Annotated in this window: 18 protein-coding genes; 7 read left to right on the top strand and 11 right to left on the bottom strand. The window is 56.9% G+C overall.

The window, feature by feature from the left end; translation table 11 throughout:
• Positions 1–291: 291 nt before the first annotated feature.
• The 3 genes from ACIQJ2_RS07175 (at position 292) to ACIQJ2_RS07165 (ending at position 4,744) form a co-directional block, all read left to right on the top strand.
• Entirely contained in the window at positions 292–2,235 is a 1,944-nt protein-coding gene (locus ACIQJ2_RS07175) for a capsular polysaccharide biosynthesis protein (RefSeq protein WP_400668230.1), read from the top strand.
• Positions 2,229–3,596: a glycosyltransferase family 4 protein gene (locus ACIQJ2_RS07170; RefSeq protein WP_400668228.1), complete on the top strand. Its 1,368-nt coding sequence runs from the start codon at positions 2,229–2,231 to the stop codon at positions 3,594–3,596. The genes ACIQJ2_RS07175 and ACIQJ2_RS07170 overlap by 7 nt, the downstream gene beginning before the upstream one ends.
• 92 nt (positions 3,597–3,688) lie before the next feature.
• Positions 3,689–4,744, top strand: a complete 1,056-nt coding sequence (locus tag ACIQJ2_RS07165) for an FkbM family methyltransferase (protein WP_400668225.1) — start codon at positions 3,689–3,691, stop codon at positions 4,742–4,744.
• Between the two features lie 602 nt (positions 4,745–5,346).
• Here ACIQJ2_RS07165 and ACIQJ2_RS07160 read toward each other — a convergent pair.
• A complete protein-coding gene (locus ACIQJ2_RS07160) occupies positions 5,347–6,156 on the bottom strand; it encodes an ABC transporter permease (protein ID WP_400668220.1) in 810 nt (269 codons plus the stop codon).
• A gap of 164 nt (positions 6,157–6,320) precedes the next feature.
• On the opposite strand from ACIQJ2_RS07160, the gene ACIQJ2_RS07155 reads away from it, so the two are divergent.
• Both ACIQJ2_RS07155 and ACIQJ2_RS07150 read left to right on the top strand, forming a co-directional pair.
• A complete protein-coding gene (locus tag ACIQJ2_RS07155; RefSeq protein ID WP_400668217.1) occupies positions 6,321–7,532 on the top strand; it encodes a capsule biosynthesis protein in 1,212 nt (403 codons plus the stop codon).
• A gap of 339 nt (positions 7,533–7,871) precedes the next feature.
• Complete coding sequence (locus tag ACIQJ2_RS07150) at positions 7,872–8,984, top strand: DUF4214 domain-containing protein (RefSeq protein WP_400668214.1); 1,113 nt, start codon at positions 7,872–7,874, stop codon at positions 8,982–8,984.
• Between the two features lie 181 nt (positions 8,985–9,165).
• Here the strand turns inward: ACIQJ2_RS07150 and ACIQJ2_RS07145 are convergent, their stop codons facing one another.
• The 10 genes from ACIQJ2_RS07145 to ACIQJ2_RS07100 all read right to left on the bottom strand — a co-directional run bounded on the left by ACIQJ2_RS07145 (position 9,166) and on the right by ACIQJ2_RS07100 (position 23,307).
• Complete coding sequence (locus ACIQJ2_RS07145; protein WP_400668211.1) at positions 9,166–11,055, bottom strand: hypothetical protein; 1,890 nt, start codon at positions 11,053–11,055, stop codon at positions 9,166–9,168.
• 52 nt (positions 11,056–11,107) lie between these two features.
• Positions 11,108–11,944, bottom strand: a complete 837-nt coding sequence (locus ACIQJ2_RS07140) for an SAM-dependent methyltransferase (RefSeq protein ID WP_400668208.1) — start codon at positions 11,942–11,944, stop codon at positions 11,108–11,110.
• 95 nt (positions 11,945–12,039) lie between these two features.
• On the bottom strand, positions 12,040–14,190 hold the full coding sequence (locus tag ACIQJ2_RS07135) for a tetratricopeptide repeat protein (protein WP_400668202.1): 2,151 nt from the start codon (positions 14,188–14,190) through the stop codon (positions 12,040–12,042).
• A gap of 191 nt (positions 14,191–14,381) precedes the next feature.
• Positions 14,382–16,181 carry a Hint domain-containing protein gene (locus ACIQJ2_RS07130; RefSeq protein WP_400668199.1) on the bottom strand — a complete coding sequence of 600 codons (1,800 nt, stop codon included), beginning with the start codon at positions 16,179–16,181 and terminating at the stop codon, positions 14,382–14,384.
• A 674-nt stretch (positions 16,182–16,855) separates the two neighbouring features.
• Entirely contained in the window at positions 16,856–18,046 is a 1,191-nt protein-coding gene (locus ACIQJ2_RS07125) for a Hint domain-containing protein (protein WP_400668196.1), read from the bottom strand.
• A gap of 54 nt (positions 18,047–18,100) precedes the next feature.
• Entirely contained in the window at positions 18,101–18,793 is a 693-nt protein-coding gene (locus ACIQJ2_RS07120; protein WP_199149696.1) for an outer membrane protein, read from the bottom strand.
• Positions 18,794–19,635: 842 nt separating this feature from the next.
• Positions 19,636–20,190 carry a DUF982 domain-containing protein gene (locus ACIQJ2_RS07115; protein ID WP_400668193.1) on the bottom strand — a complete coding sequence of 185 codons (555 nt, stop codon included), beginning with the start codon at positions 20,188–20,190 and terminating at the stop codon, positions 19,636–19,638.
• Positions 20,191–20,687: 497 nt separating this feature from the next.
• A complete protein-coding gene (locus tag ACIQJ2_RS07110; RefSeq protein ID WP_199144089.1) occupies positions 20,688–20,933 on the bottom strand; it encodes a helix-turn-helix transcriptional regulator in 246 nt (81 codons plus the stop codon).
• Positions 20,934–21,150: 217 nt separating this feature from the next.
• Positions 21,151–21,822: an NUDIX hydrolase gene (locus ACIQJ2_RS07105; RefSeq protein ID WP_400668190.1), complete on the bottom strand. Its 672-nt coding sequence runs from the start codon at positions 21,820–21,822 to the stop codon at positions 21,151–21,153.
• Between the two features lie 156 nt (positions 21,823–21,978).
• Complete coding sequence (locus ACIQJ2_RS07100; protein ID WP_199144091.1) at positions 21,979–23,307, bottom strand: dicarboxylate/amino acid:cation symporter; 1,329 nt, start codon at positions 23,305–23,307, stop codon at positions 21,979–21,981.
• 233 nt (positions 23,308–23,540) lie between these two features.
• Here ACIQJ2_RS07100 and ACIQJ2_RS07095 point away from each other — a divergent pair, with 233 nt between their 5' ends.
• Together ACIQJ2_RS07095 and ACIQJ2_RS07090 are read left to right on the top strand one after the other, a co-directional pair.
• Positions 23,541–25,403: an ATP-binding protein gene (locus ACIQJ2_RS07095; RefSeq protein ID WP_400668704.1), complete on the top strand. Its 1,863-nt coding sequence runs from the start codon at positions 23,541–23,543 to the stop codon at positions 25,401–25,403.
• Positions 25,400–26,776 (top strand): sigma-54-dependent transcriptional regulator, encoded by a 1,377-nt coding sequence (locus ACIQJ2_RS07090; protein ID WP_400668187.1) that lies wholly within the window; start codon positions 25,400–25,402, stop codon positions 26,774–26,776. Before ACIQJ2_RS07095 ends, ACIQJ2_RS07090 begins: the two co-directional genes overlap by 4 nt.
• Positions 26,777–26,795 lie beyond the last annotated feature (19 nt).

The raw sequence follows: 26,795 nt of genomic DNA, 5'->3' as shown, positions 1-26,795 counted from the left end.
TTCATGCCCCGAAAGCGATCGCGCTCATGCAGCCAGCTGTGATCGGATATTGCGGGCCGCGTCGTTCAAGCGCGGGTCATCGCCCCTAGCGGGCATGTTCGGGGGATTTATATGCACATAGATTCGATGGCCTTTCCCCAGGATGCGCAATCATCAATTGCAATGACAAACGAACGACCGCCTTGGCAGCCGCCAAACAACGCACGGCTGCTGGCCTTCCTTCCGACGCGGCAGCGTTTCCCCCTCATCGGCCCCGCTTTTTCCGCATCGCTCAGACCGATCGAATTGACGATGAGCGCCGCTGATGGCGTCGTAAACTGGGGTGGCGGACCGCTTGCCCGTCTGGCTCGCATCTATGCACAGGTGCTGCGCCTGCCATTCTGGACAGTCGAAGGCGGCTTCCTCCAATCGGTTGGCACGAACCCCGCCTCGCCGATCTCCATCGTCGCCGATGACCTGGGCATTCATTTCTCCGCCCGACAACCTTCGCGGCTGGAGGCACTGCTTAAAGATGCCTCGTCCGAAGCAGATATTCAGCGCGCACGAGACTTGCGGCGATGGATCATCCGCGAAAGACTTTCCCAAGACAACAACCTCCGCGAGGAGGCCATTCCCCTTCGCCGAAGCCGACGCAGACGCATCCTTCTTGTCGACGAAGTTGTGGGGAACAGGGTTGTCGAGAGCGCCGGCGCAGATGCGACAACTTTCACGCGGATGTGGGCGGCGGCTCTTGCCGCGGGAAATGCCGACATCATCGTCAAATGCCATCCCGAAGTCGTAGCGGGCCGTGCCAGAGGGTTTCTTCAGCCCCTCGCCCGAGCCGCAGGCGTGCAGTTTGTGGACAGCGCGGTTTCAACCCATTCCTTGCTGGATATGGTGGATGAAGTCTGGACGGTATCAAGCCAAATCGGTCTGGAGGCGCTTCTACGCGAAATACCCGTCGTCACATTCGGCATGCCCGCTTATGCTGGCTGGGGGCTCACCGCGGACCATGCCGAAGGTGCGGTGGCCGTTTCAGCGCGCTCCCGCCGAGGCCGCCATGTCAGCATAGACGAGTTTGCCGCGGCTGCGCTCTTGCAATATTCCCACTACGTTGATCCGGTCTCGCGCAGCCCGATCACCGCGGAACAGGCCGTTGAACGGCTCCTCGAATGGCGCATTCGCGCCCGGTCGCTCGCCGGCCGATACCTTTGCATCAACTTTTCTCTTCACAAACGCGCGGTCATGCGCCGTTATTTGAACAGTCCCCGATCGCTAGTTCGGTTCGCCACCAATCCAACTGCCTCGGAGATCCAAGGCACCGACACAATCGTCCTTTGGGGGAACGCCGCACTTCCAGAGCCAGGCATCCTGGGGGATCGGGGTAAGAAGTTACCGATCATTCGCGTCGAAGACGGCTTCATACGTTCCTCCGGCCTCGGCAGCTCGCTTGTACCCCCATCCTCGCTCTGCTTCGACGAGCAAGGCATCTATTTCGATGCCTCCACCCCAAGCCAGCTTGAAACGATCCTGAACAGGACGAATTTTGACGATGCGTTTCTTAAGCGGGCGAAACGCCTGCGGCAGGCCATCGTCTCCATGGGTATCACCAAATACAATCTGCCACCGCAGCCCGCTCCGGATTATCGTGCCCTGGCCAAGGGGCGCACTATCGTTCTGGTGGCTGGGCAAGTTCCAAACGACGCCTCGCTGCGCTTCGGGATGGCGAGCCACACATCCGACGTCGACTTGCTGAAGGCCGTCCGGCGCGCAAGACCGGAAGCCTTCATCATCTACAAGCAGCATCCAGATCTTCTGGCCAAGGCGGCGGGCCGCCGAGCGCCTCCAACGCCATCGGCTGAGGCTGCCGATCTCGTCATTGGCAATGTCGATTTGAATAATCTCTTGAGCACCGTCGACGAAGTTCATGTCGCGACCTCGCAGATTGGATTTGAAGCGCTGCTGCGTGAAAGGCCAGTATGGTGCTATGGCCTTCCATTCTACGCCGGCTGGGGCTTGACGCACGATACCGTGGTTTCGTTGCGGCGGAAGCGCGTGTTAACGCTCGATGCGCTGGTTGCCGGCGCGCTCATCCTCTATCCGCGATACTGGTCGAATATCACCAATCTTCCATGCGAAGCGGAAGATGTCGTCGCCGAACTCTATCGCGCAAGCCAGGGCTTGGCCCCGAATCCGTCGCGGCGACACTGGCTTGCAAAGGCCATCCATATGCTTGAAGTGAGAAAATCATGGTGAAGCCCGTCGTCATGGATATTTCGCGATTGATGGAACGGGCACATTGCCCGACGCCGACGGGTATCGACCGCTATGAGCTTCATTATGCCAATTGGTTGAACGAGCGTCGAAAGCAGACTGCCCCGATCAATTTCGATCCGTTTCCGCAATCGTCCTGGTTTGTCGAAACCAGCCATAGTAGTGCCGTCGCCATTCCGTCAAAACGGGCCGACGCGCTGGTTTCCATGCTCAATAGCCGCTGGGCTGCGACAGAAATATCGCCTGCACAGACCGCCCTTCTCGATCGGATTTTCGCCGCCATCGACGGTAAGATCAGATGGCAGGCAACGGCGGAAGCGAAAACGGGTGAAGCTCGTACGCAAAAACTGCGTAAGGTCGCGCATGCCGTCGCCAATCATTTCGCACCTAGTCTGCGGCTGCCGGACAGCACCACCTTTGTCCACGTATCGCACAGTCGGCTGGAGCGGACATCGGCTTTCTCCTGGCTCGGAAAAGCCGGTCGGACAGGTGTCTTTTACGTTCACGATCTTATCCCGTTGTCGCATCCCGAATTCGTCCGACCGGAGGAGCCGGAGCGCCACCGCCGCAGGATGGAGACGGTGCTGAAACACGCGTCGTTGGTGCTTTGCAACTCGCAGGTAACGGCACGCGTGTTACGCACGTTTGCCCAGCAGAGCAACAGGACACCCCCATCAATCGCCGTGCTGCCGCCAGGTGTCGAACAGTGCTTCCGGTCGTCGCCATCAGACATGGCACCGACCCGAATGCCATATTTCGTAACACTTGGAACGATCGAACCACGCAAGAATCACATCCTGTTGTTGCACCTGTGGCAATATCTTGCCGAACGTGACGGGCCGATGGCCCCACGGTTGGTAATCGTCGGCAAGAGAGGATGGGAAAACAGTCACATCCTGGCGATGCTGGAGCGGTGCCCCGCCCTGCCCGGACTTGTCATCGAAGTACCGGGACTTGAGGATGCAGCCTTAGCCCGGCTTATCACCGGCGCAGTTGCCCTTCTGGCCCCATCCTTCACAGAGGGTTATGGCATGCCTGTCGCCGAGGCTATCGCGCTCGGCATCCCCGTCATCGCTTCCAACATCAGCGCGCATCGCGAAGCTGCGGCCGGGCAGCCGGCTATCTTCCTCGACCCGCTGGATGGGCTAAACTGGAAAGCCGCGGTCGACACGATCGCCGCCTCGCCACAACGCCGTATGAAATCAAGCACGCCGAGCGGCTGGGACACGCATTTCGATGATTTGGAGACGCTGATCGAAACCGATCTTTCGGCACGACGTCACGCTGCCCAGCGAGCCTCACGAGGTACCGAGAGACTGTCGCCTTCGGCAATTTTGCAGTGATCAACGCCCCGCAGGAGGAGAAGGACAGCAATGCAGGCACAGGACAGCAACGAAACAGATCCGGTTCGCAAACAAGTCGTGGGAGCAGCGAGGTGACAAGCTTTTATGACATCGAGAATTGCTACAAATTCATTCTCGGCCGTCCGATCAATGAGGATGAGCGCAATGTCATCGCCCACCATCTACTGCAGATCACAGATCTCTCGCTCGATGACCACCGCAGGCGTTTTCTGACGTCCAATGAATTTCACCAGCGCCACAGCGAATTGCTGTTTCATAATTTCGTGCCAAAGTCGATTATCGTTCTGTTTGAGACCGCTTACAATTTCAAATTGTACCTGGATCTTCGCCAGTATCATATCTCTTTTGGCATTATGAGCGGCGAATACGAGAAATTCGACATCGAGCTCGTCAAGGCCATCCTGCCCGATAACGGACAGTTCATCGATGTCGGCGGCAATGTCGGCTACTATTCCCTCTCCGTCGCAGCCCACCACTCCCCGTTTAGAGGAACGGTTCTCGCCTTCGAGCCTTTGCCGAAGCTCTGGGATCTGTTCAATAGGTCGATCCTGGAGAACGGTCTTGAAGACCGGGTCAGCGTTCGCCAGCTTGCTCTTGCTCATGCTCCAGGAGAATTACCGCTCAACGATGCCGCGGAAACGGTCAATGCCGGCGCGACACGATTGGTCACGAACGCGGGCGAAACCAAGGTCGGTTGCGTGACCAAGGTCGAGACACTCGATCGCACCGTCGGCCATCTACGACCCGATGTCATGAAAGTCGATATCCAGGGAGCGGAAGGCCTGTTTTTGAAGGGTGCGCAAAGAACCATTGCGACATGGAAACCATCGCTATTGATGGAAATCAATCAGGACATGCTTTCCATCGTCTCCAAAACGAGCCCGGGCGAGATCCACCACCAGCTAGCTCATCTTGGTTACAATATTTGGACCAGTTCCCAGCGCCGCCTGACGCGAATCGCAACGTCCGACGAATTCGACGCGAATTTCTCGGCAGGCATGGTGACCAACATATTTGCAGTTCACGAAGATCGTGCGGGAGACGTCAGCCGGCGGCTTCAACACCTCGAGTTGGCACCGATCCTAACGAAGCGCAAAAGGCAACGCCAGAAGGAGACTGCGGCCTAGCTATCGCGTTCGACTTGCCGCTTCCGATCTGAACAAGGATCGAAAATGGTGACCGTGTTGAGCAGAAAAAGGGAAATTGTATGGGTGGCATCGCCTATTTCGGCTCATGCCCTAGCGAGAAATTCGCCCGGTACGCATTTGAGGATAGCAGGATCGTCTTCTTCTGCTGTGGCATCTACGTTGCCAGCTTCATGAATGACGGACAGGTCGATATAACCACCATTGAGGGGGGCTCTGAACCGATCCAGAAGAAACTTCAGTTCGAAGCCAGAAAGGGTTTCTGCGATCGATTGAAAGCATCCGCATCGACGACACTCGTGGTCGATTTCAATCGGGCAGCGCGTGCTTCGCTCATGAATTGCGAGCACGCCTTGCTCGCCGTTCCCTGCGATCTGCTGAAAGCCGGGCCTGACTTGCAGCGCGAGGCCTTCGGCACCTTCAAAGTCATTCTGTTCCGTAGTCGGGATTTCTGGGCGCCGGTTATGGAGGCTACACAAAGGCTCAACACAATCGAAAGGCGTTGCATAAAACGCCGCTGCGTCGCGACGAATTCCAGAACCAGGTGTCAGGCTGTGTCCAACATTAGCGCGGCAACTGCGGCATCATTCGAATTTGATGTGGTTGCGTACCCTGTTGATCAGGAAGAACCCGACGGCCGTGGTGAACAGGCAGCACTTCAGGAGATAGTCGACGTCGTAGAAGCTTTGCACCGTGTCGCCGAAGACACCGGCGCGAAAGATCTCGAAGCAATGAACGGTAGGGATATAGAGCGCCAGCCGCTGAGCGCCGCTCGGCAGCCAGGCCACCATGAAGAACATGCCGCCGATGGGCAACGTCAAGTACTGAAATGGCGGAACCAGCTTTTCGACGAACTCGAACCGCTCCGAGCCTGCGGCGAAAACAAGCCCGACCGCGAAAGAGAACCAGGCCATGAACAGCCATCCGGCCAGCAGCAGACCGAGATTCTGATATGGCGGTATGATGTTCGCCAAACGTACGACTGTGTAGACAATAACGAGCGCGACGGTCGTACCGGCAGTTTCCAGAAGCGCGCGTGCGATCAGCGCATCGGCAAGACGTATCTGACGATGGTACATCAAAGGCAGGTTCTGGCGCAGGCACGAAACGGCGTGACCGCTGATATGGCGCCAAAGCGTCAAAGGCATGTAGCCGCTCAGAACGAAGGCTGCGACCGTCAATCCGTGTGCCTCGTGATTAAGCAGCGTCCACATGACCATCACGCCCGTGGTCAGCATCATCGGCTCCAGCGCAAGCCAGAGGAAGCCTATATTCTCTCGACCGTAGCGAATGAGCATTTCGCGCATGATCAGTGCGCCAAGGACACGTCCCTGGATCTTCAATCCGGTAATGAACTGCGAGCTGCCGCGAGCGTTTGCCGATCCCCTATTCACCCGAATTCCTTCCGGTTGCTGGCCCATCTCCGTCAGACGGTAAGTCAACGATACCGGCGAAGGCCGACAGCTCAATCTTCATTGCGTCGGAATTGGACAATTACCGTCGGCGGCGTCTCCGCGCCGGACCGCAATGACATGCGATCATCAGAAAGGGCAGACCCATGGCTCTGATAACCCCCGAGACTCAAAACAAGAAACGCGATGCAGAGCAGCGTCCGCGGCCTTTGCGCGAAATGATTGCAAGATCGATCGCCGGGCCTGCGAAAGCACGAAAGCGCCGCAAGCGCTTTGGGCGTCTGACCGTTTATCTGCTGGCCGTCGTGGGGCCTACCCTTGTCGTTGGCGCCTATTATACCTTGATCGCCGCACCGATCTATGTGTCCGAATCCTCCTTCGTCGTCCGCATGGCCGCACCACCATCCTCCAATCTTTTCGGCTCTCTGTTGCAGAACAGCGGAATAACCCGCTCGCAGGACGACACCTTCTCCGTGCAGGAATACATCCGCTCGCGACAGGCGTTAAAGGAACTTGGCGAGCGGCTTCCGATGCGTACCATTTTCGGCAGCGCGCAGGCGGACCGGTTGATGCGCTTTCCGCGGTTCTGGGAGAATAATAGCGAGGAAGAACTCTACAACTACTATTCAAGTCGAGTCTCCGTCATTCACAACGACACGACGGGCATCACGGTGCTGCGGACGACGGCCTTTCACGCGCAGGATGCGGCGGACCTGAACACCTCATTGCTGGCTCTCGGCGGCGATCTTCTCGACCGGCTCAACAACCGTGCCCGTGGCGATGCAGTCCACTTTGCCGATGGCGAGGTGCAGGAAGCGCAGCAGCGGGTCATAGAGGCACAGAGAAACATAACAAACTTCAGAAACAAGGAGCTGATGATCGATCCGAATGCCAGCTCAATGTCAATGATCGATCTCATCAGCAATCTGACAGCCTCCCTCGCCAACACGCGGGCAAGCCTTGCTGAGACCCGCAAGACTGCACCGGACAGCAATTCCATTCCGTTTCTGACGAGCCAGATCGCGGCGCTGGAGGAGCAGATCGAAAAAGAGCGAGCCAAAATGGTCGGATCGGACAAGTCGGTCGCGCCCAGAATTGCGGATTACGAAAGTCTCGTCCTGATGCGGGAATTTGCCAACAAGGCGCTCGTTGTCGCCCTCGATGCCCTCGATGCGGCCCGAGCCGATGCCCGCCGGCAACAGCTCTATCTTGAGGTCATCGTTCCACCGCAGGTGCCCGACGAGGCAGAGATGCCTTATGCGCTCAAGAACATTACAGTCGTTTTCCTGTCCTTGAGCCTTTGCTATCTGCTGGGCTGGCTTATGCTCACCGCCATTAAAGATCACGAAAGCGGCTAACCTCGCGAGCCAACGCGCCTCACACATGTCATCGGAAACCCTGTCTGGGCAACTTCCTTCGTAATATACCGATTGCGCCTCAATAGTATAAATTGCGACGACATCTCAATATAAAAATATTGATAAAGACAAATTTCAGATTTTTGGCGCCACTACATTGATTTCACAGTTGAAAATAGTGTTTTATTGCAATAATTTCTAAGAAAGCACGGAAAACTGACACCAAGCTAGTCCGGCCAACGGGATACAGATCAAACCCAGACGTGATGGTGCATCATATTGATGTGAACAACCGCATCAATGTCAGCAATCCATACGTTTATTTAGGTGCACTATCACATGAAAACGGAAATGGAGTGCATTGTGATCGAAGAGCAATCAAAAACCAGCGATGCAAAGGACGTCATCATCGCAACATACAGAGGCCTTTTAGGACGAGATCCTGACAAAAGCGGTATGAGTTCTTATCTCGATTTGCTGGAGAGCAACTCACTTTCATATGAAGATCTTATACGGCAAATCAGCACTTCTGATGAATTCAAGACCATACATGGACACATTCACACATATGGTTCCTCCGGCAGAGAGGCAATGGATGTATTTCGACAATTCAGAAAGTATGAGGGTCCGGGACGAGCGGGCTTTGTGACCAACTTCCTCGGTTGCGTTTCCAATGTGAACCATGTCGGTCTTGCAGGCCATTCGGGACTGGTTGAATCATTTCCGTTTCCCGGTAATTTTCATGGTGCCGCCTTGGAATGGATCGCGGTGTTGCGTTCAGTTCTGGACGCTCGGGAACGATTCAGCATGATTGAGCTCGGCGCCGGATGGGCACCTTGGGCGGCAATCGGCTACGTGGCCGCCAAACAGAAAGGTTTAAGCGCTCATGTGACCGCGATCGAAGGGGATCGTGGTCATATCGATTACATTCATCATTCGTTTCGTGAAAACTCCATTCCCGATAGTGACGCCGACGTTATCCATGGGGTCATCGGGGTTGAGGACGGAATAGCCAGGTTCCCTCGGGCAGCGCAGGCCGGGCATGTCTATGGCGCCGCCGCTGCTTTTTCCGGCGAGGGCAATGACGGAGATGCATTCGGGACATTTGTGAGGCACCACGTCGGCCTTGTCGCAGAAATTGAAGATGTCGCATGTTATAGTCTCGCAACAGTCCTGAACGGCAAAGGGGTCATTGATCTCATCCATTGCGATATTCAAGGTGCCGAAGGCGACCTCTTTGAACACCATATCGATGTGGTGACGAAGCAGGTGAAGCGCGTATTCATCGGCACGCATTCCGCTGACTTGGACCGGCGCCTCATCAGCTTGTTTCCCAAGCATGGCTGGGTTTGCGAAGGCATCGTTGCCGCAAAGACGAGGGATGATCAGCACGGAGATCCGATGCTTGTTGCGGATGGCGACCAGGTATGGCGCAATCCGGCGTTTTTCTGATCCAGGTCTTGGGACGGCGTTTCGAGGCCCGCCTCGCGCGGGCCTTTTCACAAGGACCGCGATGACGCTTAACTATTCGGCAGGGCAAGTAGACGATCAGCGGCCTGCGACAGCGAATTGATCTTCATGCATCATCGCGTAACCGCCTTGGCGACGAGTACACCAAGTCGCTGCCACCAAGCTATTGAGCTTTATTGCACTCAACGTCGAACTGAATTTGGGAGCTCGCAGTGAAATTGGCATCGGTTAGGACAACTTGACCGTTACTTGCATACTGGGTCAAGACGACGGTCGTGTCCGAGAGCATCTGCGCTTGTACACTGGTCACTAGCCCAGCCATGTGGAGCAGGACCATTGGCGTGGCGCTACCCGGGTCACCCGCGCCGGCGGTGCTGCAAACGTATGGGGAACCGGAGACATTGAAGCTCCCTGCCGCCGCGCCTCCCGCTTTTGCTGAGAAAGCGATCTCGCCATGCAGTTTGAAGCCGCCGTTTGACAGCCTCGCCGCAAATCCGCTCGATGTATACGTCCAGCCCGTGTTGCTGCTCCCGCCAAACGTCACGACTGGGGTCCAGCTGATTTGCCCGAAACCGGATGCAGTGACGTTTCCCGTCGCGGTGTCTGCCAGTCCGCCTATCATATTGTCGGAGTTGACCAGATTGCCCCACGTTCCACTCAGCGTGAGCTTGCCGATGTCGGTGTTTTGATTGAGGAAAAGTGACGTGCTCGATCCTCCGCCCCACGAGACCGTTCCGCACCAAGTGTTATGCGTGAAGAAATTCGCCTCAGCATAAGTGCTCGATGCGGAAAAATCGATGTTTGTCCCGCTGCAGTTCCATGTTGTGTCCTTCATATGAAATTCTTGCAGCGCGGTCGCCGAGTTGAAATTGAAGAGGCCCCCGGTCAAGCCGTTATCACCATCAACGTTGTCAACCCAAAGCGCTCGAATGCTTGGAACCGTGCTGTCTGAGCAGAAAAACCCCGTTTCATTCGATCCTGTGTAGGTGTGATATTCGACGTGTGAGTTCAGGATCTTGAAGATCTGCTGTACCCCGCCAGAGCCCGTATATCCGGCCCATTTGAAGGCGCAGCCGACGCCGCCCGCGCCGGGATTGAACTGGATGCCGTCCAAAATGACCGTATTTGGGCCGCCGCCGGCACCGACGGCCGCCGTCCGCGTGAACAGAACAAAATCGTCAGAGTTCGTAAAGTCTCCGGAATTGTTCATCCCCCAGCGGCCACCGTAAAAATAGACCTCGGGGAAACCGTCAACGACCGAATAATGCGTCCGGCATCGGCCTTGATTTAGGTTGTAGACATGCGCGGCAATGCCGGCAATGGTCGGCCCCCATTTCGTGCACGTATCGAAGTTGAAGACACTGAGATCTCTGATGACGATGTTGTAGCCGTCCGTCATCTGATAACCGACCGCACCGGAATTCGGCACCGATGGCGAACCGACGATCGTGATCCGCTCAATTATTCCGGGGCTATGAGAGCCATCGGAAGCAGCCGACAGGACGCAGGTCGAGTTAGCAACAGCTACGCATTTTATCCATGACGTACCAGCATATCCCGCGTTATAACTTCCGGGCGCCGTCGCTGAACCTCGTAAGCATCCGCCCTGAGGTATCGTCAGAGCATCCACATAAAATCCGTTTGTCGATGGCGGGACGAGGACGCAGACATTACCGGCAGCAAACGCGGCATTGAACGCGGATGTCGCGAGGGTAGATCCGTCGCCTTTCGCCCCCCATTCTCGAATATCCGCACCTTCTGCCGGAAATGTAGCGACCCAGCATTTCCCATCGACACTCGGTACTTGCGCACCACCATCGCCGGAACCGGAATTCATCGAGCAGGGCAAAGATGATGCTATGTAAAGAAGGGTCGGAGCATCACCTACCGCTACATAGCCGAGACGCATGACAACGGGAGGCCCACCCGACACACTCATCGCCGACAAAGCCGCGGTATTCGTTGCAATCTGCACATTGTCGGCGTGAGCTGCGGTGGCAATCAGCAGAAATGGAATTGCGTGTAAGATATATCTATAGATGCGGTTTCGCATTTTATGGTCTCCATTGACCAATAGAGGCGACGCCGCCGCTGTTCCGTAGGATTTACAATTTTGTGATAATAAGAAGAACGGATGTGGCAACAAACCCTTGCATATAGAGTTTGATGTGATCGCGATTATGCATTCCGTACGGCGGATAGTCGAACAAGCGATCTTCGTCGTCGTCGCCTAGCCTTAAGTCCAATGGCGCAACATCAAATCCATTTTCCTCCAGCGTCTTCTTCAGACGCCGCAGGTCTTGACCTCGATAAATCACGTCGACAGCATTATCGATCGTGATCTCGTCAGACAAGCAATTGAACTCCGTTGTATGAACGGCAACGCCGCCTTTTCGAAGCAACTTTGACGATTCTTCTACGAAGTTAATTCCAAGCGCCAAATTCCCTAGATGCTCAAACGAGCAAGAGCTCCAAATAAAGTCGTAACTATCCGGCGTGAACCCCGACAGATCCCGCATATCTGCCGGGTGGAACGATACTCTGCGTTGGAATAGTTCTTTGCTTAGCAAATAATCTTTATAAAGAGCGTCGAGACCGCTCGCATGCTGATTGGTTCCGGTCCAGTGGTCGGCCTCCTCTCCGACAAAAAGATCGGTTGCCTCGATAGTTGCTCCTTGGCTGGCAAAAAGCGACGATAGAGGTTCAGTTCCGACAGCGAAGCCCAGGCCCTTGGAGCCCTCAGTGAGCTTCTTCCTCTCTTGGAGAGCCTGTATTATCGCACACCATTCCCAGAGCTTTCTGTGATGCTTCAGCTCATAACTCCAGTTGGGGTCAATCGCCTTCGCCCATCTTTCGAACCAATCTTCATGGAAGTGCTCATGTCGACAAACCACAGAAGACGGAAGCTGGAATTGATAGAACGTTTCTGTGTCTCCACCCATAAAAACTCTCCAAACACAGCATTAATCTTAGAGACCGAGATACTGATCAATTTCGAAATTGAAGCGAACCAAGCTGGCTAACGGGACGGCGTTAATCAGCTTCGGCTTAGCTGCGATTGGAGCGTTACTTTCTCCAACAAACCCACTCGTTCCAGTGGATCCGCCCCGTCGCAGTACGCAACGGCCGAGAGCCCAAGATGGCATGACCGGTCGCCGGTATCGCCAAATCTGCCTCGCGTCAGCAGATTGACCGTCACCCTCCCGTGCGGCCCGACGATGCCCCCGAACGAAATGTAGGTCGGCCGGTCGACGGGTTGGAATGAGCACGTTTCGCCTCCGGCATCGGTGACAACGACGATGTTCTCGCTGTTGGGCGGGGATTTCACCTCGAGGTAGATGCGCACGCTTTCGCCCTCGGCGAGTTCGCTGTCGAACACAAGCCGGGAGCGGCGCTGGCTTGCCCAAACGCCCCAATCCTCCATGGCGAACCAGCCGGAGTCCCGCGCCGCACGGAAGGTGACTATCCGTCGGCCTTCGGCGGCGATGCGCAACAGTGCCGCGTCGCCACCTTCGATGATTGCGTTGCGCGGCAGGCGACAATTCAAAAGCCCAGGCTGGTCTCCTAGACCCACGCTCATGTCGATCGCCGTCGAGAACAGCTCGGAGCAGAACGCGTCCCACGATTTGGGCACGAAATTCTCTTCGATATCGCGCTGCCAGCTGGCCAGATCGTTGCGATCGGCAATGACCTGCTTGAAGATGTTGTAGCCATCCTCGACGTTGTAGGGATTGATGTAACGCACGAAATGCCCCCCAACCTCGGGCATCGAGGTAGCGTTGGAGGCAATGCAGGGCTTGCGGTAATTCAGACTCTCACCGATGGGCAGGCCAAAGCCTTCGGCAAAGCTCGTATAGGTCGTAAACAGAGAATGCCGGTACAGATATTCCAGCTCGTCGTCCGTGATGTCGTTGAAGATGTAGAGCCAGTCCCCGACATAGCCATGGGTGGCCAGGTGGTGGCGCAGTTCGTCGATCTGCCAACCCCATTTGCCCACCCATACGAGTTTCGGGGCCTTGTCGCCCAGTTCGCGGATCAGGCGTTCCCAGATGCGGATCTGGAACATATGGTTCTTGCGAACCTCGATCGTTGCAACGCAGAGGACATATTCCTCCTCTGCCATGCTAAGGATGTTGGTATTGAGTATCCTGGCCTTCTTCTGTGTCTTGCGCAGCTCCGTGGCAAGCGGAATAGCCTTGACCGGCAACTCGAAGTTGAGGCGTTCCTTGAAATAGGCTCTGATTTCCGATGCGACGAATTGTGAATTCGCCAGAACGAAATCGCATACTGATAATACATCTATCAGCTGTCTTTGGAACTTGTCGACGGCAGCCTGCTGCACGTATTCGGGATTCCGGATCTGGATGAGATCGTGAATGAATACGCAGAAACGCATGCCTTTTTCACGAAGTTTACGAATGACGTCGTAATGCGGGTAGATCCAGAACGCGCCGGCAACGACGAATATATCGTCCTGCGTGGGCCAAACTTCGAAGCGCGCGTCGAACACGGCGGCAATAGCCTTGTCGACCATGCTGCGATCGACAATCGGCACGTCGAACTGGCGAATGAGCGTTGCAAGTGCCATCGGGCTCGCCGCGAGAATCCGATGTCGGTCATACTCCGGTATCACCGGGATAACGCGGTAATCCTTGAAAATACCCGATTCGATATGAAGAACCAGGTTGGCAACGACGCGTTGAATTCCGCTCAGGCTCTTATTGTATTGAGCATATTCCATGAGGTCGGTGACATCGAGCCAGATTGTCTTCACCACGTTTTCGCTCTCGGCGCTGAAATCGGAGAAGACATCGCCAGCGGCGCCGGCTGACACGAGTTCGATGACGGCATCGTGGTTGCCGGGGTTGCATTCCACCGAGCGCTTGTAGCTTTCGATTGCCTCGCCTGTGCGTCCCATGACCTTCAGCAGGTGCCCGCGCTGCAGGTGAATGTCGGAATCATCCGGACTGAGCTCGAGGGCCTTCTGGTAGCGCTTGGCTGCCTCCCTGTGGTTACCCGCTTCCTTCAGGCAGTTTCCGGCCTGAACCCAGATCCCAGTGTCGGCGGGATTGGTCTGCAGATGCTCATCATAGAGGTCGGCCGCTTTCTGCCACAACCTCGAATCCCGCGCGACGTCGGCCTCACGGACGACGTTTCTCATTTCTTCCTTGCTGCGAAATATGTTCATGAAATCTCGCCCGGTTTATTTGGTCAGGTTGATCGTGGCGGATAAGGGGATTTAGGCGATGGTTCTTCGGCTCTCGCAACTCCACCGGTTCTTGCCGGGGACGGATAGGTCTATCCTATCCGTCCCCGGCTGCTGAACCGCTCCTCACTCCGTCGGCGGCCCGAAGGCGGGCCGCAGCAAGGCGGACTTCCTCAAGCGGCGCGGAGCCCCGCGACGTCTTTCTCTGCCGGCGCTACCCAAGGTTGGCCGGCTTCCGCATAGCCGGTCAGGCGCAGGATCACGTGACCCTTGCAATCGGCCCACAACGTGGCCGGCAGCACGAGATGACCATTGGTCCAGGACCAGTGGCAACCTACAGCGAGCTCTTCGGGATGGAGACCGACGAGGCCGTCAAAGGCCACGTCGCGATCCGTCCTGAGGCCATCGAAGATGCGAAGGCTCTCCAACCGCACGCCGAGCGCACGGACTTCCCGACCGGGAGAGAATGTCCGCGACACTAGGCTCGCCGTCTCAGCGGAGGCCGGGAAGATGAACCGGGCGACGTCGCCGTCGATCTGCCCCTCCACGCGTTTGCCGTCGACCAGCATATGCAGGTCCATATCCGCGGCACGACTCCAGCCGAGTGCCTCGGCCCGAGTGATCAAACGCTCGCGGATCGCCTCGACCAGGACACCTCGGTCGACGAAGGGGCGACCATAACGGGTCAGGCTCTCGGTCACGCGCTGAGCGGCATCGACCTCGACGAGGCGACCATAGGCCCTCCCGAAGAAGGCGCGGTTGCCCACTTCCATGTAGCTCTCGCAGCCCAGGCCCTCGGCCATCAGCACATCATGGCTTTCCAGTTCCACGTGCCAATAAGTGACCTCGGGCCACTCCTCGCGGACGATCGTCGCACCGTTGGCCAACTCGCCGATCGGCACGAACACTTCGCCCATCAGGTCCACGCATACCGCATGGCCGCCGGACAGCAGCAAATCGCGAGCGGGCAGGTTATCGCCGAAGGCGCCTGCGCGAACCCGGATCGGCCACTCGTTGCGTACTGGCCGCTCGACCAGCTTGCTGCCGATCCAGATGATCGGACGGGTTTCGCCGGTCGCCGTGATCGCCAAGTCGCCGACCTTCAGATCTTCCACGGCAACTTCACCGCGTACGGTCAGAATCCGCGTCCCCGAGACAAAGCAGGGTGTTGCCACCGGAGTAATGTCTATCGCCCCACCATTCGCGGTAATTGTCAGCGGACCCGCCTGGCCCGCTACGAAGGTGCCAGTCGTGAAATTGGTGCCGGCAACGGTGACATTTCCGAGCGGATTGTTGCTGCTGTCGAAAAGGTTGATCGTCTGCGAGCCGCCACTCGTGTTGATGGAGTAGTGATCGATCGATCCCGCCAACCCCTGAAATTCAATCTTGTCCGTCGCGGCATTGAAACCATTGATGGTCGTGGACGAAAGATTAAGAACAGCGCCGCCGGCGTTCGCGATGAAGGTGCCGCCGCCGGCTCCGAAACTGATGTTCGTGCCGTTCAGCGCGCTTAACAGAGCCGTCCCGTTGGTGAACGTGCCACCATTCTCGAGATTGACATTCAGGCCGCTCAGCGCCCCGGCAAGCGACCCGCCAGCAGCGGTGGCGGTGCCCCCGTCAACGACTAGGTTCATACCGCTCAGCAGGCTAATGCCCGAATTGATGGTAGCGTTGCCGCCCACATAAACCGTGGACGTGCCCAATAACGCAGCGGTAATGTTGACGGTTGCCGTCTCGTTGGGAGCCACCACATAATTCGTGTTCCCGAGAACCGAGAGGATAGACAGCGAATTGGTGCCATTAACAGGCGTCGCGACATTGCCTGGCGCGATATTGGTTACCGTCGTTGTCGAAGAGTCCGGGTTGGTGATGGTGAGGTTATAATTTGCACCTATCCCGCCTACTCCAGGGTTATAGGTCAGACTATACTGTACGCCACTCGCAGTGGTAGCACTATAATTGCCTTCCGCCATGTCTCTTGCTCCGTTAAAGTAAACGAGTTTAGAACTAGTCTATGCTCACCCTCATCGCGTGGGACGATGGAGCTTCGGTTCGCCCTTCGCACATCCCTTCCCAACGCCGCAACGCGAGCAACTTCAGACCATGCAAAGACCACCGGTAGTGTTGTCCAGGTAATCCAGCCCCTGCCACACCGTTCCCGTCACAACAGTATAAAACGCGACAAAATCTCTATAATCATAGTCTAGTAGAGCCATTTAGATTTCTCAGGAGCGTAGTTGGCTTCGCAAAGCGAAGTGCGATCACGCTTCCTCATAGTCTGGTGCTGCGAAATAGTTACGGCATCCGTTTGAGATGGAGAGTTGGAGTATTCGCCTGAATGTTCTCGAGAGGCGCTCGATGGGTATTCGCAGCTTTTCTCGGCAGCGCTTCGAGGTTTGAGAATGCGTTCTCGTTCGCTTTGAAATGGGTCCGTACAGCGCGAGCTACTCTAACGTCGCACCAATGCTCTCGATCATTTCGCGACTCCTGAAACCTCGTCGCCGACGAGATTATCTATAGCGACTACGTCACCGAAATCCGCCTATCTTGGTGACGACTGACTGCTCTCAACCAAAGCTCGCTCTTTGATCGGATCGGCATCGAGTATTTAGTCGAAATAGCCTTGCCTTGTTGCGCATTTCTTCCATCAGGATGCTTCGGCCTCCCGAACGCGATAACCCATGTCCACTGCCCGCCTTTCAATAGACATCCGGGCTTGCTGGAGCACCTTACCGGCATAGACAGGTGGATAGCACCAATCATTCCAGGTGCGCATGGCCGTGCTCGCAAAGGAACCGAACCGCAATACCCCGGGCTCGACAAAGGACATACGACCACCGAGAGCAAGATAAGTGTCAGTCGGGGTGCCTTCGGCAAGAATGATCGAATGCTGTTCGAGTTCGACATGGTAATACTCGAACGGCATCAGCGTCGCCTCCTGAGTGATCGTCGTACCGTTGAGGAGGAGCTTTGCTGGAATCAGCGATTCCTCCAAAAACATGCAACGGTCCGGCGATACATACAGATCCCGGGAGGGGACGTTTTCCGCAAGGGCGCCCGCCTGTATGCGAACCGGAAGGGTATCGCGTGGTTTGTCGATCGCCTTTGGATCGATCCGGCGCCGTCCGACCCATCTGATTTCCGCAACGCCCTTGTGGGTGACCACAAGATCGCCGACCCGCAAATCCTCAACCGGCATATCTCCCTCCGGCGTGCGGATGAGCGTGCCGCGCAGGAAGCAACTCGTAAACGTCAGTGTGTCGGTGTTCGGATCGTAAGTGTAGGTGACATCGGCCGGTATGCTATAGGAACCGAACGGTATTGTGTTCAACAAGCCGCCGAAGAAGGTGAGTGTATTGCCGGATTGGGAAACAACGTTCGAGCCTACGACTTCAATCCTGTCTCCCGATTGAACATTCACGACGTTCGGCGGAGTCGAGAGGTTCAAGCTGATGCTGCCGGTGGTGTACGCGAACAGCCCGCTACCGTTTGCATTGGCAAAATCCACGGTAACACCGTTCAAAAGATCAACAGTAAGTAGGCCTGACTCCACCGTAATACTCGAATTGGCACCTATTGTGTAAGTATAGGTCGAAGCGGCCGCGACGTTTACGAGGTCGGCATCGATGGTCACACTCGCACCGTTGATCGCTCCGATCGTCGTGTTTGAAGCCGCACCGATGCCCACGATACTGCTGATTTCGACGTTCACGCCATCAACGATAACCGTACCGTTAGCAACCAGATTGAGCTGTATGGTGTCGGAGGGAGCGCCGGCGTTGCTACTATCAATCCTGGTCGTGCCGTTATTGATTAGGTTGATGCCAATCAAAGCCATGTTATTATCCTCTGCAACAGATTAACATGTTGTCTTTCAAGGCAAAATTTACAGTCAGAACTTGTAGTTCAAACCTACTCGAATGGCATGGAAATCGAGGCTGGCTTTGGAGTTGAAAGCATCCCCGCCCATGTTACTGCTGCCAAAATCGACATACTGATATTCGAGTTTCGCGGTCACATGATCGGTGAAGGCGTGCTCGATGCCGGCGCCTACCGTCCAGCCGGCTTTGGTCTTATCGTCGTCAAAACTAGCACCGCCGAGTGCGCCTTTGTAATTGACATGACCATAGGCGAGACCGCCGGTACCGTAGAACAAGGTATTGTCAAAGGCGTAACCGATGCGGGGGCGGAGAGTGCCGTACCAGTCGATCTTGGAAGACGCGCTTGCGGTACCATTATTGAAGGAGTCGCTAATGTCGGCGCCCTGGAAATCCGCTTCGAGGCCAACTACCCAGTTAGGGTCGAACTGGTAGTTGTAGCCGATTTGACCACCACCGAGAAAACCGGACCCATCGAGCTTGCCATATCTACCGAGGTAATTTCCGAAGGAATGGAAACCGACATCGTCGCTACCTCCGAAGCCGCCGCCGGCGTTCACACCGACGTAGAAGCCCGTCCACGAGAACGTCGGCGCCACATCCACGGGAGCCTGAGGCGGCGTGGAGACCGCGAGATCTGCTGCGTAAACAGTACTTCCGGCAACCGTCGCCAACAGGAAGACGGTAGATCCCAAAAACTTGAGCATTCGAAAATTCTCCTCAAAGGAATTCGCGAGATTCAACATGTACTTGCGAAAGTCCACGTTGAGGTCATAATATAGGCGCGATTATATCTGTAAATACGCAGCCACTAATAAATATTATCGAAATGTATTCCTTATTTGTATAACGCTGTCGCATTATGTATTGAGAAGATACGAATTATATACTTTGGAAACAGCCAAGAATGCGGACCCATGGCCGGTCAAACACCGCTGGCTACGAGGACTACCATATGACGTAATGGGATGCGGCCTGTCGCTTTCGATATAGACAGTCGAGGCGCCGTTCTGCAGGTTTCTACCGCTACCGCAGATATAAATCTGCTGCACCGGGAGGCCCGACGGGGCGGACCCCTTCAAGGAACGTCTGGCCTCCCGCGTACATCAAACCCATCGCTCCCATTCCCTCGTTTTGGAAATACCCGGCCAAACGCGGTCGGCATGTCCTTGCCTCGCCCGTTAACGCGATAGCATTCAAAGCAGGAAAAGAATGGATCTTGCCGCTGTGGCGTTGCGGAACGTGTGGCGTATCGGCGTTAGGCATCGGTTTACCGTGAAACCGGCTTTCCGAGGCCAGGCGCAATCAGGCCTCTCCTGCCGCTTTACGTATAGACGACATGGCGGTGGCGAGCCACATCTTTGGGGCTATCGCAACCGCCAATTTGCGATAGTCGGGAGGCCCGACCGCACTGATTCACGTGTCGATCGGGTCTCCTCGCTTGCAACAGGTAAAGCTTCGTTACCCAATAGCGCCTCATGGCGCAGGCATCAAAAGAGGTCTTGCAGACGCGCGTGGCGGCTGAGCGTTGGCAAGTCGACAAATTTGCTTACGGAGCTACGCGTATACCGGCCGCATCCGCCGCATTGATGAAAGCCGAACGGACCTGTTCAGGTGAGACCCTGCCGTTGATGCCGTCAACACAGGCTTGCAAGGCTTCTTCAAAAGCGTCGCCGCAACAGATCGGCCATTTCGCCGTCAAATACTCGACGGCTCCTGCGACTGAATCGACGATTTGAAACTCGTCCCCCTCCCGAGGTGCTATTCCGACAGGCTGGAATGCGAGTTCCGAGAGGTCGCTAACGTTGTCCGATGGCAAGGCCTGGTCTTTATAGTCGCCAGCCTCGGACTTTGCGTGCCGCCGCCTCGTGACCAATGTCGCCAGCAAAGTCATATCACGCGCAACTTTCTCCAGCGCCGATATGCTATGTTCTGTCGCGGCCGCCTGACTTGGATCCCTCTCGTCCGCTTGCCGCGACTCCGCCGGCAATGCCAGGGGCTTCTCCATGGTCGCCGGAGGGCTGGAAGTTCCAGCAGGGATCAAACTAAGAAGCTGCGCATCATTATCGAGATCTACGCCAAAACTCTTGTCATTCCGCCCCATGCCGGTATGCCCCAGTAAGCGCCAATACACTCGTCATACGAAACGTAGGCGCACATCACTATGCTGCATCAACAAAAGCACTACTAATAAAACGTTGTTAGTCGAGCTAGATTAGAACTTTGGAACGAGTTTGACCAGTATCGCTACAGCAGAAAGCGAAATATCTGCAAAACCACGCCGATATCGGCTTATTTTCAATGTATAAATAAGGAGGTTTTCGCCTAAAAGGCCAACATATGACAGCGGCCGATGCCAGCTCTTTTCAGCTCAGCAATCGACTTCCTCATCTATAGTTGCATATCGCTCTTGAAGTGCCGATTCGCCATCTATGATTGCGACTTGCGGTGCTCCTTGCTTCGAGCAGCCACCGCCGAGAATTTGTAACTAAGCCTGGCGCAGCGATTGCCGGCGTAGGCATGCCAAAGCGCGACGGGCGCATGGCTGGCCTAGAAATCGCCCTACGGAAATTGAAGGGCGCACCGAAGTGCGCCGCTTGTTCAAACGATGAAGAAAGTCGAAGGCGCGACCTGCAATGCAGCGGCTATTCGTCGGAGCTTTGCGGGGTCAGCGTCGGCGCCGGCCTCAATTTCGACGATCTCCTCGCTGGTGAGGCCACAGGTCTCGGAAAGATCGGCGATCGTGTAGCCAATGGCTTCTCGCGCCTGCCGGACGGCAGCTGCAATTTCACCATGGGGAACGGTGGAAGCCTTTGAACTATCGATATTATTCTGAGTAATGGACATGAAATTTCTCCTTCCAAAGTCCACCGGCGGGATAAATGCCGGGTGAAGGCAGCTATTGCAGCCATGGAGCATCTCGACCGAAACAAATATGGCCGAACGCTGGGTCAATATAGGCATCAATGCGGCGTAGACAAGCGCGTAAGCGCATAGCTGCCTATATCCTGGCTCGCGGCTCGCCGCGAAGGGCAAAATTCAGACATCGATCAAATTGAGGTGATCAGGCTGGCTGCTTCTTGCCGTTCGGCTTGAGTATTTTGCGCTCCGCCGCGAGCAGGAGCCCCTTAAGCTCCGGCTCTCGCACGCGGCTCGCCGCCTCAATGAAGGAAACCCATTCACAACGGCGCTGGCCGCGCTCAGGAAAATCCTGAAAAACCTGTGCGACGTCAAGTAGATGCGCTGCGACGACGCAAGGAACGTCGCTGCCGTCGGCCAGTTGCTTCAGATAGGTAAAATATCCGAAGGCCTTCTTCTTCACCTTGCCGCCCACGCCAGCTTCCTCGAAAGCCTCGATCGCCGCGACCTCGTGCGGCTTCTTACCCTTCATCGGCCAGCCCTTGGGTATGATCCAGCGCCCGCTTTCCCGGCTCGTCACGATAAGAACCTCGACCGCCTGCCCTTCCGATAGTTTTCTGTAGCAGATAGCCGCATACTGCTCGTAGAAGCGACCGTGAAATAACGCGTCGGCGTGGGATGCCAGTTCGGAAAGAAAACTCTCCGAACGCCTTAAGGCCTTCTCCCGCGCTGACGATGCCATGCCGTCAACTACGCGCAATGCCGTAGCGAGCGGATCGCTCGCTTGAAGACCCACAGGCGGACGCTCACCAAAACCATCCGTGTCACGCTCCTCTCCTGTCCGGCACACGACCTCATCGATATCAACCCTTGTCACCTTCATGCTCTGAGCCGTTGCAGTGACAGTTTTATGAAGATGGCTGTTGATGATGGGGCCGGCTTGACGCTGGCGGTGGCCGGCGGACCAAGCCGACGCTGAAACCGGAAACGGCCCCGCGGGGCCGTTTCACATTGAAGGGGATCGATAAGAGAGCTATTCGGCCGGCTGCAATGCCGGCATTTCAATGTCCTCGCTTAATTGCCCCGCCATGGCGGCGGCAAACTTCGTCTGGTCGAGTTCGTTCTCCCAGCGCGCGACCACGATCGTTGCGACCGCATTGCCGACGAAGTTTGTGAGGGCGCGGCATTCGGACATGAAGCGGTCGATACCAAGGATCAAGGCCATGCCGGCGATCGGCACCGAGGGCACGACAGCAAGCGTCGCGGCAAGGGTAATGAACCCGGCGCCAGTGATACCGGCAGCGCCTTTCGAGCTCAGCATGGCCACCAGCAGCAGAAGAATCTGGTCGCCGAGCGACAGCGGCGTATCGGTCGCCTGGGCAATGAAGAGTGCCGCCAGCGTCATATATATGTTGGTGCCATCGAGATTGAAGGAATAGCCCGTCGGGATGACAAGACCCACGACCGAGCGTTTGCAGCCGGCGCGCTCCATCTTGTTCATCAAGCCGGGCAATGCGGCTTCCGATGAAGACGTGCCGAGCACCAGCAACAATTCTTCCTTGATGTAACGGATCAGCGCCAGAATGGAGAAACCGTTGTAGCGGGCGACGGCGCCGAGCACGACGAGCACGAACAGCAGCGATGTGGCGTAGAAAGTCCCGATCAGGAACGCCAGATTTGCGATCGTGCCGATGCCATATTTACCGATGGTAAAGGCCATGGCTCCAAAGGCCCCGATGGGCGCAAACTTCATCAGCAGAGCGACCATGCGGAAGATCGGTGTCGTCAGCGCCTGCAGAAAATCGGTGACCGGGCGGCCGCGTTCGCCCGCGGCGCCAAGCGCTATGCCGAAGATGACCGAGAAGAACAGTACCTGAAGGATATCGCCCTTCGCGAAAGCACCGACGATCGTGTCCGGGATGATGTTCATCAGGAAGCCGACGACGGAGGCGTCATGCGCCTGCGCCGCGTAGTTGTTGACGGCCTTCGTGTCCAGCGTCGCCGGATTGATGTGCATGCCGGCGCCCGGCTGGACGACGTTCGAGACGATGAGGCCGACGATCAGCGCCAGCGTCGAGAAGGTCAGGAAGTAGATGAACGACTTGCCGACAACGCGGCCGAACTTCTTGAGATCCGACATCCCGGCGATACCGGTGGTGACCGTCAGGAAGATGACCGGCGCGATGACCATGCGCACGAGCTTGATAAAGGCATCGCCGAGCGGCTGGAGCGAAGCGCCGAATTGCGGATAGTAATGACCAAGCAGGATGCCGGCAGCAATGGCGGTGAGAACCTGCACATAGAGATGCCGGTAGAAAGGAAGTTTGCCGCGCGTTTCGGCGGCAGCGATGGGAGCAATCATGATGTCCTCCGTTAAGCCCAACCGATCTCTCGGCCCTCCGGGCGACGACTAGAATTCAACAGCCTCCGACTGTTCCACCTTCCTTTGCAACGAGCGTGCCAATCTCGAAAATTCAGACTAACAACTTGATTTAATTTGATTTATAGATTTTCCGACAACGCTCTCAGCAACAAATGTGCGGTATTCCGCACAGATTGATTTGCGGATCGAGCGAGAATATGCACAATGCGCCCATGCCGAAGCGACCGGTGAGTGAACGATTTTTGACGCCAGAACAGTTGGGGCGACGATCCCGGCGGGTCTGGCTTGTCTTCGCGATGCTATCGGCCGCCATCATCGCGGCCGCCCTGTACGGCGCCAGCTTTTACGGGCGCCTGACGGCCATCGAAGCGTTGCAGCGACAGGGACACACGGATGCGAACCTCAAGGTCGCCCTCTTGCGGGCGGTGCTGGAGCGCCCGCGGGCGCTGCCTTTGCTGCTGGCCGACGATCAACAGGTGCGCGATGCGCTTACGGAGCGACAGGCCGATGCCGTAATCGCGCTCGACCGCAAGCTGGAAAGCCTGGTCTCCGGCACGAGCGCAGCGGTTCTCTATGTCGTCGGCAAGGACGGCATCGCCATGGCCTCGAGCAATTGGCGGGAGCCGCTGAGCTTCGTCGGCAACGACTATTCGTTTCGTGATTACTTCCGCAAGGCCATGGAGGCGGGAACGGCCGAGCATTATGCGCTTGGCACGGTCAGCAATCGCCCCGGCCTCTATATTTCCCGCCGCGTCGGCGATGCCGGTTCCGCTTTGGGCGTCGTCGTGGTCAAGATGGAATTCGATCAGCTGGAGGCGGATTGGAGCGAAAGCGGCCGCCCCGCCTACGTTACCGACGAACGCGGTGTCGTCCTGATCACCAATCTGCCCTCGTGGCGTTTCATGACAACTGCGCCCCTTTCTCGCGAAGACGCTGATGTCATTCGCAAGAGCCTGCAGTTCGGCGCAGCTCCCCTCTCGCCGCTGCCGATCAGCCGCCCGGAGGTGATCGGCCCTGATACGACGATCGTCCGGGCCGTTTTGCCCGGCAGCAGCGCCGATGAATACTTGCGACTGACGACTGCAGTCCCGTCAACGCCGTGGCAACTAGGCTATCTCATACCAACAGGTCCGGCTGTTACAACGTCCATGCGGGAGATGCGCTTTCTCACCTTGACGGTGCTGTTGCCGATCCTTGTCTTCGCTGCCTTCCTTCTTCGCAGGCGTCACGTCTCCGCCATGCAGATCGCTGTCAGCAGGATCGCCCGCGAGGAGTTGGAGCGGCGTGTGCTTGAGCGTACCGATGACCTTAGTCGCGCTCGCGATCGTCTGGAGGCGGAGATTGCCGACCATCGCGCGACGGAAGAGAAGCTCCAGGGCGTTCAGCAGGATCTCGTCCAGGCCAACCGTCTCGCCATCCTCGGCCAGGTCGCCGCGGGCGTCGCCCATGAGATCAATCAACCGCTCGCGACGATCCGGGCCTATGCCGAGAACGCCAGTATCTTCCTCGAACGGCAGCAAATCGACCCTGTCAGGGATAATCTGTCGGCCATAACCGGATTGACGGAGCGGATCGGGACGATCACCGATGAATTGAAGGCTTTTGCCCGCAAAGGTCGAACGGCACCTGAACCGGTGGAGCTCAAAGCCATCATCGAGGGCGCTGTTGTTCTGCTCAGGAGCCGGTTTGCCGGCCGCCTCGACGCTCTCAAAATCGAGCTACCGCCATCGGGGCTCGTTGTCGTCGGCACGAGAATCCGGCTTGAGCAAGTTCTGATCAACCTGTTTCAAAACGCACTCGAAGCCCTTGACGGTCGAGATGGCGCGAGGGTCGAGGTTTCGGTGCGCGAAATGACCGATGACGTCGAGATCATTGTCTCCGATAACGGACCCGGCATTCCCGATACAATTCTCGGCTCGCTCTTCACGCCGTTCAACACCTCGAAAGAAAAAGGCCTTGGGCTCGGCCTCGTCATTTCCAAGGATATCGTCGTCGACTACGGCGGCCGGATCGAGGTGGAGAGCAGCAGCAGCGGCACCCGTTTCACCATTCACCTGCGCAAGGCAACGACATGAACGACAGTTCCCCGGTCTTCCTCATCGATGATGACAAGGATCTGCTCAAGGCGACGAAGCAGACGCTTGAACTGGCCGGCTTTGTCGTCTCGGCCTTCTCTTCGGCGAGCGATGCGCTCAATGCTCTCGATGCAAACTTTGCCGGAGTTGTCGTCTCCGATATCCGCATGCCGCAAATGGATGGGCAACAGCTCTTCTTCCGCGTCAAGGACCGCGACGCCGACATGCCCGTGATCCTGATGACCGGCCATGGCGACATTCCGATGGCGGTGCAGGCAATCCAGGACGGCGCATATGATTTCATCGCCAAGCCTTTTGCGACTGACCGGCTGGTTCAAAGCGTGCGCCGCGCCGCCGAGAAGCGCCGGCTCGTTCTGGAAAACCGTTCGCTCCGTCTCGCGGCCGAACAGGCACAGGGCGATCTGCCGCTGATCGGCCAGACGCCTGCCATGGAACGCCTGCGGCACACCTTGCGGCAGATCGCCGATACGGATGTCGATGTGCTGGTGACGGGAGAAACGGGAAGCGGCAAGGAAGTGGTGGCAAGCCTGTTGCATCGCTGGAGCCGCCGGGCGAAGGGCAATTTCGTCGCGTTGAATTGCGGCGCCCTCCCCGAGACCGTCATCGAAAGCGAACTCTTCGGCCATGAGCCCGGTGCATTCACCGGCGCGCAGAAGAAGCGGGTCGGCCGAATCGAACATGCGAGCGCAGGAACCCTGTTTCTCGACGAAATCGAGAGCATGCCGCCGTCGATCCAGGTGCAGATGCTACGCGTTCTGGAAATGCGCGAGGTGACGCCGCTCGGTACGAACGAGGTTCGGCCCGTCGATCTGCGCGTGGTGGCTGCGGCGAAGGTGGATCTGGGCGATCCTGCCCAGCGCGGCGATTTTCGCGAGGACCTCTATTATCGTCTGAACGTCGTTACCCTCTCCATCCCGCCGCTACGCGAAAGGCGCGGCGATATCCCCTTACTGTTCAGCTATTTCGCGAAGCGTGCCGCCAGCCGTTTTAAACGTGACGTTCCGGCCATATCCGGTGCGGTGCACCGCCATTTGCAGCGGCACGATTGGCCGGGAAATGTGCGCGAGCTCTCGCATTTCGCGGAGCGCCTGGTGCTCGGCCTCGAGACGGCGGCGATGCAGGAACCTCCCGACACGCCAGCCGCTGACGGAACACTGCCGCTGCCCGCCCGGATCGAGCGCTATGAGGCGGAACTCATCCGCGAGACGTTGTCGCAAAACCATGGCGACGTCCGCCGCACCATCGAGGCGCTGGGCATTCCCCGCAAGACCTTCTACGACAAGCTGCAGCGCCACGGCATCGTCCGCGGCGAATTCACCGGACCAGAGGGGAGTGATCGTCGAGGGTCCTAGGTGGGCGGTCTAAAACGAA

The organism is Rhizobium sp. NPDC092011, from assembly GCF_044756305.1.
In the GTDB taxonomy this organism is placed as follows: Bacteria; Pseudomonadota; Alphaproteobacteria; order Rhizobiales; family Rhizobiaceae; genus Rhizobium.
This window is presented reverse-complemented; position numbering and strand designations above follow the sequence as displayed.